Annotated in this window: 12 protein-coding genes; 4 read left to right on the top strand and 8 right to left on the bottom strand. The window is 74.0% G+C overall.

Features of this window, described 5'->3' with window-relative positions; translation table 11 throughout:
* On the top strand, positions 1-1,987 hold a 1,987-nt coding region (locus NR072_RS06670), incomplete at its 5' end, for an ATP-dependent Clp protease ATP-binding subunit (RefSeq protein ID WP_256836593.1).
* Positions 1,988-2,114: 127 nt separating this feature from the next.
* On the opposite strand, the gene NR072_RS06665 is transcribed toward NR072_RS06670, so the two are convergent.
* Entirely contained in the window at positions 2,115-3,533 is a 1,419-nt protein-coding gene (locus tag NR072_RS06665; RefSeq protein WP_230278063.1) for a M20/M25/M40 family metallo-hydrolase, read from the bottom strand.
* 294 nt (positions 3,534-3,827) lie between these two features.
* Between NR072_RS06665 and NR072_RS06660 the strand changes: the two genes are divergently transcribed.
* The 3 genes from NR072_RS06660 (at position 3,828) to NR072_RS06650 (ending at position 6,163) form a co-directional block, all read left to right on the top strand.
* Entirely contained in the window at positions 3,828-4,034 is a 207-nt protein-coding gene (locus tag NR072_RS06660) for a DUF3073 domain-containing protein (RefSeq protein ID WP_036314242.1), read from the top strand.
* Complete coding sequence (locus NR072_RS06655; protein ID WP_061867644.1) at positions 4,031-4,975, top strand: Sir2 family NAD-dependent protein deacetylase; 945 nt, start codon at positions 4,031-4,033, stop codon at positions 4,973-4,975. Before NR072_RS06660 ends, NR072_RS06655 begins: the two co-directional genes overlap by 4 nt.
* Positions 4,976-5,173: 198 nt before the next feature.
* Complete coding sequence (locus NR072_RS06650) at positions 5,174-6,163, top strand: hypothetical protein (protein ID WP_256836590.1); 990 nt, start codon at positions 5,174-5,176, stop codon at positions 6,161-6,163.
* A 99-nt stretch (positions 6,164-6,262) separates the two neighbouring features.
* Here NR072_RS06650 and purM read toward each other — a convergent pair whose 3' ends face one another.
* The 7 genes from purM to NR072_RS06615 all read right to left on the bottom strand — a co-directional run bounded on the left by purM (position 6,263) and on the right by NR072_RS06615 (position 13,157).
* On the bottom strand, positions 6,263-7,420 hold the full coding sequence (gene purM / locus NR072_RS06645) for a phosphoribosylformylglycinamidine cyclo-ligase (protein WP_145015378.1): 1,158 nt from the start codon (positions 7,418-7,420) through the stop codon (positions 6,263-6,265).
* Positions 7,417-9,030 carry an amidophosphoribosyltransferase gene (gene purF, locus NR072_RS06640; RefSeq protein WP_070709097.1) on the bottom strand — a complete coding sequence of 538 codons (1,614 nt, stop codon included), beginning with the start codon at positions 9,028-9,030 and terminating at the stop codon, positions 7,417-7,419. The genes purM and purF overlap by 4 nt, the downstream gene beginning before the upstream one ends.
* On the bottom strand, positions 9,027-9,434 hold the full coding sequence (locus NR072_RS06635; protein ID WP_044658862.1) for a hypothetical protein: 408 nt from the start codon (positions 9,432-9,434) through the stop codon (positions 9,027-9,029). The genes purF and NR072_RS06635 overlap by 4 nt, the downstream gene beginning before the upstream one ends.
* A 141-nt stretch (positions 9,435-9,575) precedes the next feature.
* Complete coding sequence (locus NR072_RS06630; protein WP_210079003.1) at positions 9,576-9,977, bottom strand: sterol carrier family protein; 402 nt, start codon at positions 9,975-9,977, stop codon at positions 9,576-9,578.
* The gene (locus NR072_RS06625) at positions 9,974-11,047 is read right to left on the bottom strand and encodes an asparaginase (protein WP_049146831.1); all 1,074 of its coding nucleotides are present in this window, start codon (positions 11,045-11,047) and stop codon (positions 9,974-9,976) included. The genes NR072_RS06630 and NR072_RS06625 overlap by 4 nt, the downstream gene beginning before the upstream one ends.
* Before the next feature lie 81 nt (positions 11,048-11,128).
* Positions 11,129-11,926, bottom strand: a complete 798-nt coding sequence (locus NR072_RS06620; RefSeq protein ID WP_041103971.1) for an ABC transporter ATP-binding protein — start codon at positions 11,924-11,926, stop codon at positions 11,129-11,131.
* Positions 11,927-12,005: 79 nt separating this feature from the next.
* Positions 12,006-13,157, bottom strand: coding sequence for an ABC transporter permease (locus tag NR072_RS06615; RefSeq protein ID WP_049146829.1), 1,152 nt, complete (start codon positions 13,155-13,157; stop codon positions 12,006-12,008).
* Positions 13,158-13,391: the final 234 nt, after the last annotated feature.

Raw genomic sequence — 13,391 nt, 5'->3', positions numbered from 1 at the left:
GCTCATCGGCGAGCCCGGCGTCGGCAAGACCGCCGTCGTCGAGGGCCTGGCCCAGCGGATGGTGGCCGGGGACGTCCCCGAGTCCCTGCGCGGCAAGACGCTGATCAGCCTGGACCTGGGCGCCATGGTCGCCGGCGCCAAGTACCGCGGCGAGTTCGAGGAGCGCCTGAAGGCCGTCCTCGAGGAGATCAAGGCCGCCGAGGGGCAGGTCGTCACGTTCATCGACGAGATCCACACCGTCGTGGGCGCGGGCGCGTCCGAGGGCGCCATGGACGCCGGCAACATGCTCAAGCCCATGCTGGCCCGCGGCGAGCTGCGCCTGATCGGCGCGACCACCTTGGACGAGTACCGCGAGAACATCGAGAAGGACCCCGCCCTGGAGCGCCGCTTCCAGCAGGTCTTCGTGGGCGAGCCCAGCGTGGACGACACGATCGCCATCCTGCGCGGGCTCAAGGAGCGCTACGAGGCCCACCACAAGGTGGCCATCGCCGACTCCGCGCTCGTGGCCGCGGCCACGCTGTCCGACCGGTACATCACCGGCCGCCAGCTGCCGGACAAGGCCATCGACCTCGTGGACGAGGCCGCCTCGCGCCTGCGCATGGAGATCGACTCCGCCCCGGAGGAGATCGACGTCCTGCGCCGCCAGGTGGACCGCCTGACCATGGAGGAGCTCGCCCTCGAGGGCGAGACGGACCCCGCGTCCATCGAGCGGCTCGAGGCCCTGCGTGCCGAGAAGGCGGACCGCGAGGAGGAGCTCACCGCCCTCACCGCCCGCTGGGACGCGGAGAAGGCCACCCTCAACCAGGCCGGCGACCTGCGCGCCAAGGTGGACGAGCTGCGCTCGCTCGCCGAGAAGGCCCAGCGCGACGGCGACCTCGCCGAGGCCTCCCGCCTGCTGTACGGCGAGATCCCCGCGCTGGAGAAGCAGCTCGAGGAGGCGGACCGCGCCGCCCGCGAGGCCGACCGCTCGGCCACCGAGCCGATGGTCTCCGAGGAGGTCACGGCGGACGACATCGCCGAGGTGGTCTCCGCCTGGACCGGCATCCCCGCCGGGCGCATGCTCACCGCCGAGTCCGAGAAGCTGCTCACCATGGAGGAGCACCTCGCCGAGCGGCTGATCGGGCAGCGGGACGCCGTCGTCGCCGTCGCGGACGCGGTGCGCCGCTCGCGGGCCGGCATCGCGGACCCGAACCGGCCCACCGGCTCGTTCCTCTTCCTGGGCCCCACGGGCGTGGGCAAGACCGAGCTCGCCAAGGCGCTCGCGGAGTTCCTCTTCGACGACGAGCGCGCCATGGTGCGGATCGACATGTCCGAGTACGCGGAGAAGCACTCCGTCTCCCGCCTGGTCGGCGCCCCTCCGGGCTACGTCGGCTACGACGAGGGCGGCCAGCTCACGGAGGCCGTGCGGCGCCGGCCGTACTCGGTGGTGCTGCTGGACGAGGTGGAGAAGGCCCATCCCGAGGTCTTCGACATCCTCCTCCAGGTGCTCGACGACGGCCGCCTCACCGACGGCCAGGGCCGCACCGTGGACTTCCGCAACGTGATCCTGATCCTCACCTCGAACCTGGGCTCGCAGTTCCTCGTGGACCCGACCCTGGACGAGGCCGCCAAGCGCGAGTCCGTGATGTCCGTGGTGCGCGGGGCGTTCAAGCCCGAGTTCCTCAACCGCCTGGACGAGATCGTGCAGTTCGACGCGCTCACCGTGGCCGAGCTGACGCGGATCGTGGACCTGCAGGTCGAGTCCCTGCAGGCGCGCCTGACGGACCGCCGCCTCACCCTCGAGGTGTCCGACGCCGCCAAGGCGTGGCTCGCCGAGGCCGGGTTCGACCCGGCCTACGGCGCCCGCCCGCTGCGCCGCCTGGTGCAGCGCGAGATCGGCGACCGCCTGGCCCGCGGCATCCTCGCCGGGGAGATCGCGGACGGGGACACCGTGGTCGTGGACCGTGCCGAGGGCGAGAACGGCCTCACCGTGACCCGGAAGGGCTGACACCGGGACCGACGGACCGTGTTCCTCCTCCCTCTGGCGCGTCGGGGGCGGTTTCGGGTGGTATCCGGCCTGGATACCACCCGAAACCGCCCCCGACGGCATCTGCGAGACGGGCGGACGCCTCGGGTCAGCGGGTGCCGAGGGCGTCGGCGTCCTGCTGGAGGGTGCCGATCAGGTTCGCCACCGCGCGGGCCGTGTGGGTCAGCGTGGTGATGGAGACGTTGTCGATGTCGTCCTGGGGCGTGTGGTAGTTGTCGTCGCGGATCGAGAGCAGGCCCGTCGAGGCGATGCCCGCGTCCACGAACGGCGCGTAGTCCGAGCGGCCGTTGCTGCCCTCGGGCTGGTGCGTGTGGCCGTCGCGGTCGAGCTGCGCGCCGAGCAGGGACTCAGCACCGATCGACCAGTCGGCCGTGAGCACGCCGAGCGTGTTCTGGTGGTCCAGCGGGGCCACCATGTCCAGGTTGGTGTAGAGGATGATGTCCTCGCGCTCCGCGGCGGTCAGGGTGTCCACGTAGTGGTGCGAGCCCAGCAGGCCGATCTCCTCGGCACCCCACAGGGCGAAGCGGACCTTGCTCTCGGCCTTGTTGGCCTTGGCGGCCTGGCGCGCGACCTCGAGGGTCGCCGCGACGCCCGAGGCGTTGTCGTGGATGCCCGGGCCCTCCGGCACGCCATCCAGGTGGGCGCCGAGCATCACGACGTCGTCGTCGCTGCCCGTGCGCGTCTCCGCCAGCACGTTCCAGGTGGGCCGCTGCTCCACGAGCTGCTCGAGGTCCAGGGTGACGGTCGCGCCGCCGGCGCGGGTCTGGGCCAGCAGGTCGGCGCCCAGCTCGCGGGTCACGCCCACGGTCCCGACGACGTCGCCCGGCGCGGCGCCCAGGGTGCCGTTCAGCGCGCCCTCGGCGTTGTTGTAGATGATGACGGCCTCGGCGCCCGAGGCGGCCGCGACCTGGGACTTCTGGGCGAAGGTGCAGTCGCCCCGGGAGACCAGGGCGACGCTGCCGGTCAGGTCCGCGCCGGCCCAGTCCGCGTCGGCGCAGCCGGTGGCGGCGCCGGCGGGGGCGGCGAGCGGGGCGTCGGTGACCTGCGCCGACGGCGAGGACGTGAAGACGGTGTGCTCGAGGTCGCGCTGGACGGGTCCGGTTTGCTGAAGCCGGTCCCGCAGGGTCTCGGTGTAGGTGATCTCGAACTCCTGGAGCTCGACGTCGTAGCCGGCCTCCTCGAGCTCGCCCACGGCGTAGTCGAGCGAGGCCTGGAAGCCCGGCGTGCCCGCGGCGCGGTTGCCGTGCTCGTCCGCGATGGCCGCGAACGCCTCGATGTCCTGGCGGAGGTGGTCCGAGGAGATGGATCGGACCAGCTTCTCCGGTGAGTTCGGGTTGCCGCCGGCACGGTTCTGGCCGGGGCCCAGGCCCCGGTCGGCGGTCTGCGCGGTGGCGGCGCTGGCCTTCGCCGGGGCGGCCGGGGCGGCCGGGGCGGCGAGTGAGACGGGGGCGGCGGTCAGCGTGGCGGCCAGGGTGGCGGCGGCCAGCAGGGTGGGGGTGCGGCGCATGGGCATCCTCATCGTCGGAGTGGGTGTGACGTACGCAACCTAGCCGGTCGTCCAGCGTCCGTACAGGGTGTGTGTCACGCCCGTCCAGCCGGATGCCGCCCGTGTCGCGGCCGCCCGCGCCGCGCCCGGCGCCACTGCACGCCCCGCCGGACCGGGCCGGTCGTCGTCGTCCACAGGCCGTCCGGCGGGTCATGTATCCTTGTCCGCACGAACCATATTGACCAGTGAAGACCTCGGCGGGCCCCTGTGCGCCACAGATCCGAGGCGGCGAGAGATGCGAAGGGGGTCACGCTCATGGGGCGCGGCCGTCAGAAGGCGAAGGCCACGAAGCAGGCACGGGAGATGAAGTACTTCTCTCCCGGAACAGACCTCTCGGCACTGGAGCGAGAGCTCACGGGCGGACGCACGCGCGGCCCGGAGCAGGACCAGGAGCCCGAGTACGAGGATCCGTACGCGGACCTCTACGCGGAGGACGAGGACGACGACGCGCGGGCGCGATGACGCCCGCACGGCATCCGGCCCTGGACGGGTATCAGGCCGCCCTGCGGTCGATCGCCAGGGTGGTGGATGAGACAGCACCGCTGCAGGACCCCGAGACGGCGTCTCGGGGTCTGCTGCGTCTGATGGAGGAGTCCCGCCCGCTCGTGATCACCGGGGCCGGCGTGTCCACGGACTCCGGCATCCCGGACTACCGGGGGCCAAACGGGTCCCTGCACCGCCACCGGCCGATGACGTACCAGGAGTTCCGGGACGACCCGGCCGCCCGCCACCGCTACTGGGCGCGCTCGTTCGTGGGCTGGCGCCGCATGGACCAGGCCCGCCCGAACGAGGCGCACCGCATCCTCGCGCGCTGGGCGGCCGAGGGGCGGATCGCCGGCGTCCTGACCCAGAACGTGGACGGGCTGCACGCCGAGGCCGGACGCGCGGCGGGGATGCCGGAGGACCGGCTGATCGAGCTCCACGGGGACCTGGCGCGCGTGGCCTGCCTGAACTGCGGGGCCACCGAGTCCCGCCGTGACCTGGACCTGCGGCTCGAGGCCGCCAATCCGGGCTACCTCGAGCGCGTGGCGATCGACCCGGACGCCGTGAACCCCGACGGGGACGTCTCCCTCGACCAGCACTGGGTGGAGGAGTTCACGATGGTCGGCTGCCGGGTGTGCGGCTCCGTGAAGCTCAAGCCGGACGTCGTGTACTTCGGCGAGTCCGTGCCCGCGGCGCGGCGCGCGGCCGCGGAGGCGATGGCCGACGACGGCGGCACGGTGCTCGCCGTCGGCACCTCGCTGGCCGTGATGAGCGGCTACCGGTTCGTGCTGCGGGCCGAGCGGGCCGGGCATGAGACGGGGCTGATCAACCTCGGCCCCACCCGCGCCGACGCCAAGGCCCGCTGGCGCTGGCGCGCCCCGGTCGCCGACGCGCTGGCCTGGCTCGACGCCCGCCTCTGACCCCCACCCACGTTTTCGTGCGGGAAACGGCGGGCGCCGGGGTGTTTTCGTTCGGGAAACGGCGGGCGCCGGGGGTGTGGACACCGGGTGGCCCGGGGCCACGCACGACTCCTGCACAGGTGGCGCCGCCGGCGTCGTCGTCCACGGTGGGTGCTCCTGAGCGGGCGGGATAGGCCGGGTTGAGCCATCGTCACGGGCATGGCCACGTCTTCCCTGCCCCTGCCGGACATCGTCGAGACCGGCCGGCCGTTCACCCGTGGCGACCTGCGCGCGGCCGGGGTCTCGGAGCGACTGGTCCGCGGCGGTGACGTGCGGCGCGTGACGCATGGGGTCCATCGGCTCCGGTCTGACCACCTCGGCTCGTGGGCGGATCTCGGCTACGCCGAGGCGCCCGCTCCCTTCGCGCCGGAGGAGACGGCCGCGATCGTGGAGGCGAGCGGGGGAGTGGCCTCCCACCTCACAGCGCTGCTCCTGCACCGCGTGCCGCTGCCGCCGTTCCTGGCGGAGGACGGCACGGTGCACGTGTCACGGCCACACCCGCGCGGGGCGAGCATCCGCCCAGAGATCACCTCGCATGCCCGCCTCGTCCCAGCCGCGGACGTCACAGCCCTCCACGGGATCCGCCTGACGAGCCTGGAGCGATCCTGGGCGGATCTGGCCGCGCTGCTTCGTCCAGGCATGCTCGAGCCCGTCGTGGCGGCCGGGGACGCCCTCATCCATCGGCCGTGGTCGCCGGAGGGGCGTCGCTCACCACGGACCACGACGGCGGCCCTGCGGTCCGCGCTCCTGCGTGCCGGACGGTTCAAGGGAGTGCGCACCGCCCGTGCCGCACTCGAGCTGGTGCGGGTGGGCGCGGATTCCCCGCAGGAGACAGCCCTGCGACTGGCCCTGCTCCACGCCGGCCTGCCCGAGCCGGAGCTCCAGCTGGTGCTGCACCCGGGCCGGGCCCGGTCACCGGACGCGGATCTGGGGTGGCGGCAGTGGCGCTTGGTGGTCCACTACGACGGCGGTCACCACCTCGATCCTGCACAGCTCGCGGTGGACTCGTGGCGAGACGAGGGATGGGCGCGCGCGGGCTGGACGCAGATCTGGGCCACGGTGGACGACGCGCGGGACGACTTCCGGCGCGTCGTCACCGAGGTGCGGGCGCACCGGGCCCGGCTCGGCGGGCGGATCTTCGCGTCGTGAACCGCCGTTTCCCGAACGAAAACGCTCCGGTGCCCGCCGTTTCCCGAACGAAAACACCCCGGAGGCCGCCGTTTCCCGAACGAAAACGCCCCCGGGGGGTCAGGCGGCGTACTGGCCGCGCATCAGCACGGCGCCGCCGTCGACGCCCTTGGCGCCCTGCACGAAGTCCAGGCCTGCGGCCGCCGCGTCGTCGGTGAGGGCGCCGATGGTGCCCATCTCCCACGCGTCGATGCCGGCGTCCACGAGCACGGAGATCGACGTCGCGGCCACCTCCGGGTCCACCACGGCCACCATGCCCACGCCGAGGTTGAGGGTGCGCTCGAGGTCGGACTGCGGAACGCGGCCGAGCTCGCCCACCAGGCGGAACACGGGCGGCAGGGACCAGGTGTCGCGCTCGACGGTCGCCATGAGGCCCTGCGGGAGCACGCGCGCCAGGTTCGCGGCCAGGCCGCCGCCGGTCACGTGGCTGAACGCGCGCACCGGCAGGTCCGAGCCGCCGTCGTGGCCGTTGAGGCGCTGCACCAGGTCGAGGCAGGCGCGGGAGTAGATGCGGGTCGGCACGAGCAGCTCCTCGCCGAGGGTGCAGCCGAGCTCGGTGACCTCGCGGTCGAGGGACCAGCCCGCGGCGTTCACCACCCGGCGCACGAGCGAGTAGCCATTCGAGTGGATGCCGGAGGAGGCCATGCCGATCACGACGTCGCCGGACTGCACCCGCTCCGCGCCCAGGACCATGTCCGCCTCGACCACGCCGGTGGCCGCGCCCGCCACGTCGTACTCGTCCACGGCCAGCAGGCCCGGGTGCTCGGCGGTCTCGCCGCCCACGAGCGCGGTGTCGGCCAGGCGGCAGCCCTCGGCCACGCCGCGCACGATGTCCGCGATGCGCTCGGGCACGACCTTGCCGCACGCGATGTAGTCGGTCATGAACAGGGGCTGGGCGCCGACCACCACGATGTCGTCCACGACCATGCCCACGAGGTCCTGGCCGATGGTGTCGTGCTTGTCCATCGCCTGTGCGATCGCCACCTTGGTGCCGACGCCGTCCGTGGACGTGGTCAGCAGCGGCTTGCGGTACTGCAGCAGCGCGGAGGCGTCCCACATGCCGGCGAAGCCGCCGATGCCGCCCATGACCTCGGGGGTGTGGGTGGCCTTCACGGCGTCCTTCATCAGCTCGACGGCGCGGTCGCCGGCCTCCACGTCGACGCCGGCCGAGGCGTAGGTGATCGGGGCGGCGGAGGAGGGGGTCTGGTTCGGGGTCACAGCGGGGTCCTGTCCGTCTCGGTGAGCAGCTTCTCGTCGTCGGCGTCCGGGCCGGGCTCGCAGCCCGTGGCGGTCACGGTGGTGGTCTCGCCGCCCTCGTCCAGCACCACGGTGGACGCGGGCGACACGGCGACCGGCTCCAGCAGGCCCTTGCCGCGCTCGCCCTCGTCGGCCAGCGGGATCGGGTAGTCGCCGGTGAAGCAGGCGGTGCACAGGCGCTCGCGCGGCTGCCCGGTGGCCTCGATCATGCCGTCCTCGCTGATGTAGGCCAGCGAGTCGGCGCCGATGGACGCGGCGATCTGGTCCACCGCGGCGCCGTTGGCGATGAGCTCGGCGCGGGTGGCGAAGTCGATGCCGTAGAAGCAGGGCCACTTCACGGGCGGGGAGGAGATCTTCACGTGCACCTCGGCGGCGCCGGCCTCCTTGAGCATCCGCACGACGGCGCGCTGGGTGTTGCCCCGCACGATCGAGTCGTCCACCACCACGACGCGCTTGCCGGCCACCACGGTGGACTCGACGTTGAGCTTGAGGCGGATGCCGAGCTGGCGCAGCGTCTGGGACGGCTGGATGAAGGTGCGGCCCACGTACGCGTTCTTCACGAACCCCTGGCGGAACGGCAGGCCCGAGGCGTCCGCGTAGCCCACGGCGGCGGGCGTGCCGGACTCGGGCACGGGGATCACGACGTCGGCCTCGACCGGCTGCTCGAGCGCGAGGCGGCGGCCCATCTCCACGCGGGACTCGTACACGGAGCGCCCGGCGATCGTGGCGTCCGGCCGGGCGAGGTAGACGTACTCGAACACGCAGCCGGCCGGCTTGGACTCGGCGAAGCGGGTGGAGCGGATGCCCTCCTCGTCGATCGCGATCATCTCGCCGGGCTCGACCTCCCGAATGAAGGAGGCGCCGACGGTGGCGAGGGCCGACTGCTCGGAGGCCACCACCCAGCCCCGCTCGAGGCGGCCGAGCACGAGCGGGCGCACGCCCTGCGGGTCGCGGGCGGCGTAGAGGGTGTGCTCGTCCATGAACACGAAGCAGTAGGCGCCGCGGATCTTCGGCAGCAGCTCGAGGGCGGTCTCCTCGAGGCGGTCCCCGGGGGTGCCGTGCAGCAGGGCCGTGACCAGGGCGGTGTCCGTGGTGTTGCCCTGCTTCATCTCACCGTGGGTGTGGCGTCCGTCCGCGGCGTGCACCATGCGCAGCAGCTCGGCGGAGTTCACGAGGTTGCCGTTGTGCGCCAGGGCGACCGTGCCGTCGTCGGCGGTGGCGCCCAGGGTGGGCTGGGCGTTGGCCCACTTGTTCACGCCGGTGGTGGAGTAGCGGCAGTGGCCGACGGCGATGTGGCCGCTCAGTGCGGTCAGGGTGGCCTCGTCGAACACCTGGGAGACCAGGCCGATGTCCTTGTAGACGGCGATGCGCCCGCCGTCCGAGACGGCGATGCCCGCGGACTCCTGGCCGCGGTGCTGGAGGGCGTACAGGCCGTAGTAGGCCAGTTTCGCGACCTCCTCGCCCGGCGCCCACACGCCGAACACGCCGCATTCGTCCTGCGGCCCCTGGTCCTGGGGGTCGAGGGCGGCGGTCAGGCGGCCGTCGCCTCGTCGGGTGCGCGGTGCGATCACTGCTCGGGGGTCCTTTCGGTGGGGGTGGTGCGGGCGGGCGGGGCACCCGCGTCCACACGGTCCAGGCGGACGTCCGCCACGGCCGGGTCGTCGGTGCGCTCGAGGACCACGGTGCGCGCGGTCGACCGGGAGCGGCGGTCCAGCAGCAGCCACACGAGCAGCCCGAGCACGCTCGTGCCGAGCATGCTCAGCAGCGATGCGAAGCCGAACGTCTCCGAGAAGGAGAGCGGGATGCCGGAGTACGGGTCCGCGGGCGGGGTGGGGGAGGCGTGGACCGCGGTGGTGATCACGAGTGCGATCAGCAGGCCGAGCGCGAGCGCCACCGCGAGCACCGCGGTCAGCCGCGGGGCGCGACGGACGGTGTAGGCGCGCTGATCGGGGGTCGGCTCGGGGGCGGAGGTCATGCGCGCCAGTCTATCGAGTCGGCCGCTGGGGCCAGTCGCGCGTGCCCGCGGCGGGATCGGCAGAGCTGCATCCCGCGACGAGGAACGGTGCCGACGTTCGAACGGTCGGTGTCGCCGAGAGGACTGCCGGACACCGCTCGCTCACGGCCGCACGAGCGGCAGATGCGCGCCGAGGTCGGCCCGCACGCCCGAGGCGCGCACGCCGCCGGCCGCCGTCGCCTCTTCCCAGGACGTCAGTCCCGTCGCCAGGGACAGCCATGTCACGGCGTCCATCTCCACGACGTTCGGCGGGGTGCCGCGGGTGTGCCGGGGCCCGGGGAGGCACTGGGCGACGCCGAAGGGCGGCACGCGCACCTCCACCGAGTTCCCGGGCACGCGGGTCGCCAGCTCCTCGAGCGCGAAGCGCACCGCCATGGCCCGCGTGGGGCGCGGCAGCGCGGCGGCCGCCGCGGGGTCCTCCTCGTGGGCGCGTGCCCACGCCAGCAGCGCCGCGTGGCCCTCGACGACAGGCACCCGGCGGCGGGGCACGGAGCCGGTGGTCACGCCCGCGCCTCGAAGGCCGGCAGGACGTCCCCCACGAGGTCCCGCACCGGCGCGGCCAGGCGGATCTCACCGACCGGCTCACCCCGGCCGAGCACCGGGGGCACGACGGCGGCCAGCACGCCCGGCAGCGTCGCCCGGTCCACGTGGTCCGGGGCGAACCGGGCCAGCAGCGCGAGCGCGACCAGGTCGCCGGCCCGCGTGCCGCCGTCGAGCGCCTTGACGGCCACGGCCGTGCCGTCCGGCGCGGCCATGACGAGGACGCCGTCCGCGCCCGCCTTGGCGAGCAGGCCGAGCTCGCGCATCACCACGGTGTTGGAGCTCGTCTCCCCGTGGACGGCCCACGGGTGCTCGAGCATCGCGGTGGCGACGGCGGCCGCGTGCGGGTCCGCGTCGGCGCGGCCGGGTGCCGCGGCGACCCGCCCGATGCCGCGGGCCAGGCCCGCCAGCGAGATGACGGCGGCGGGGGCGCCGCAGCCGTCCACACCGGTGTGGGCCACCGGCTCGCCGCAGTATTCGGCGATCACCGCGTCCACCTCGCGCTGCAGGGGGTGCGCCGGGTCGAGGTACGTGGCGACGTCGTGCCCGGATGCCGCGCAGGCCGCGAGGAAGCCGGCGTGCTTGCCGGAGCAGTTGAAGGCCAGCGGGGTCGCGGCGGCGGCCTCGCCGTCGCGGCGGACCTGGGCCACGACCTCGGAGGTGTCCGCGGGCCAGGCCGGCGGACACCGCAGGGCGGACGCGTCGAGGCCGGCGTCCGCGAGCATGCGCTCGGCCAGCGCCTGGTGCCGGAGCGTGCCCCGGTGCGAGCCGCACGCGATGGACAGGGCCTCACCTGCCAGCGCCGCCCCGTGGCGCAGCGACGCGATGGCCTGGAACGGCTTCAGCGTGGAGCGCGGGTAGATCAGCGCGTCTGCGGGGCCGAGCCCGGCCAGCACCCGCCCGTCGGGGCCGGTCACGACCGCGGCGCCCGCCGTGCGGGACTCGACGAAGCCGTTGCGGACGGTCTCCACGAGCTCGACGGCGTCGGACAGGGCGAAGGTCTCGCCCGCGGGGGCGACGGTGGCGTGGGTCATGCGGTCCAGGGTAGCGAGGGCCCCAGACGCGCCGGGCGTCCGGGGCCGGTGGGCCGGGTCAGGTCCGGCGGCATCACCGGCTCACTCCGCGGAGAGCCGCCCGTCCACCATGGTCAGGGTGCGGTCCGTGGCGGAGAGGAACTCGTGGTCGTGCGTGACCATGAGCGTCGCCACCTGCTCCTCGCGGGTCAGCGTGCCCAGCAGGTCCACGACGGCGGCCGAGCGCTCGCGGTCCAGCGCGGAGGTGGGCTCGTCCACGAGCAGCAGCGTCGGCGAGGCCATCAGCGCGCGCACGATGTTCACGCGCTGCCGCTGACCGCCCGAGAGCTGGTGCGGGCGCTTGCCGGCCTGGTCGGCCAGGTCCACACGCTCGAGCAGCTCCAGGGCCCGCGCCTTGGCGGCCCTGCGGTCGGCGCGGGTGGCGTCACGGTCCAGGTGCACGGTCAGCTCCAGCTGCTCGGCCGCCGTGAGGGACGGGATGAGGTTGGGCTGCTGGAAGATCATGCCGATCTCCTGGCCGCGCAGCGCGGTGCGCTCCTTCCGGGACAGCCCGGCCATCTCGCGGCCGGCCACGGACACGCAGCCGGAGGTGGGCGTCACCAGGCCCGCGGCCACCGCCAGCAGGGAGGACTTGCCCGAGCCGGACGGGCCGACCATCGCGGTGAACGTGCCGGGGAGCAGGTCCAGGCTCACCTCGTCCAGGGCGCGCAGCACGCCGCGCTCGCCGTCCGGGTACTCCAGCACGAGGTCGCGCACGGACAGCGCGGGGGTGGCGTCGGCCGCGGCGGCGGGGCGCTCGCCGGCGACGCGGTGGGCGGCCGCGGCGGCCGGGGTGCGGAGGGCGTCGAGGTCGGCCTGCGGGGCGGTGAGGGTGGTCATGGGGAGGTCCTTTCTCCAGGCGGGGGCGAGGCGGAGCCGAGGGGGACGACGGCGCCGGGCGGCGCCGTCGTCGGGGCGGTCAGTTGCCGCCGAGGGCGACCAGCGGGTCGATCCGGGTGACGCGGTAGACCGCGACGACGGCGGCGAGCATGCCGAGCACGAGGACCCCGGCGGCGGGCACCGCGGTGGTGGCCCACGAGAGCTCGAACGGGACGGCCCGCCCCGCGAACGCGCCGACCACGGCGGCCAGCCCGGTGCCCACGGCCACGCCCCCGACGAGCACGAACGCGGCCTGCGCGAGCGAGTCCTTCAGCACCCAGCCGTTCGAGCCGCCGAGGGCCTTGAGCACCGCGATGTCGCGGGTGCGCTGCACCGTCCAGATGGACAGGAACGCGATCACCACGAGCGCCGAGATGCCGTACAGGAAGCCCTGCATGGTCATCAGGGAGCCGTTCTCGGACCGGTAGCTGGGCAGGGCGGCGTAGGAGCCCTTCACGGTCTCGGCGACGGTGCCCGCGGCGTCGTCACCGGCGGCGGCCACGGCGTCGACGTCGGCGCCGGCGTCGAAGCGCACCAGGCCGGCGGTGCCGAGCACCGCGTCGTCGGCGGTGTGCGAGATGGCGTTCCAGTCCTCGAGCGCCAGCCACGTCACGGGGGAGTGGGAGTAGTACTCGGTCGGCACGACGTCGGCCACGGTGTAGACGAAGCCGGAGACCGCGACGGCGTCACCCTCCTGCGCGTGGAGGGAGTCGGCCACGTCCTGGCTGAGCACGATCTGCCCGGGCTCGACGCCGGCCGGCGCGTCGGAGCCGCCCGGGGTGAGACCGATGAACGCGGTGGTGGCCACGCCGGTGGTGGGCTCGCCGGACACGTCCGCGCGGCCCTGCGGGTCCGTGTCCACGGGGTGCTCGAGGCCGATGGCCCGGCCCTGGCTCACACCGAGCGGCTCGACGGAGGCCACGCCGTCCGTGGCCGCCCACGCGTCGCGCTGGGCCACGGTGAACTCGGACTGGGTGAACGACGCGGTGGGCTCCTGGCCCGCCGCGCCGCCGAAGACCAGACGCTGCACGCCCTGCTCGCCGAGGCGGTCGATCGCGGCGGTGTTCTGCCCGCCCAGGCCGGCCGTGAGGCCGGAGAGCATGACGAGCAGCAGGCTGATGAGGGCCACCACGGAGCCCATGAGGGCGAACCGTCCGGTGGCGAAGCGGAGGTCGCGGAGTGCGAGGAACACGGGTCGCGTCCTTTCCTGGGAGAGGTCTGTCCTGAGATTGCCTCCACGGTCTCGCGCGGGGAGGGGTCGGCACATCGCCCGCGGCGGCTGGACCCGGTCAACCGAATGGTTGATCCCGGCGGCGCAGCGGCGCAGCCCCGGGGCCGCGGGCCGCTGTCGCGTCCGGGGCGCGCCCTAGGTGTAAGAGGTCATGACGTTGTTGACTCGGGCCGGGGCCAACGAGGCCGGTGGAGC

The sequence above is a fragment of the Micrococcus sp. Mcc89 genome, assembly GCF_024519795.1.
GTDB classification, from domain to species: domain Bacteria; phylum Actinomycetota; class Actinomycetes; order Actinomycetales; family Micrococcaceae; genus Micrococcus; species Micrococcus luteus.
This window is presented reverse-complemented; position numbering and strand designations above follow the sequence as displayed.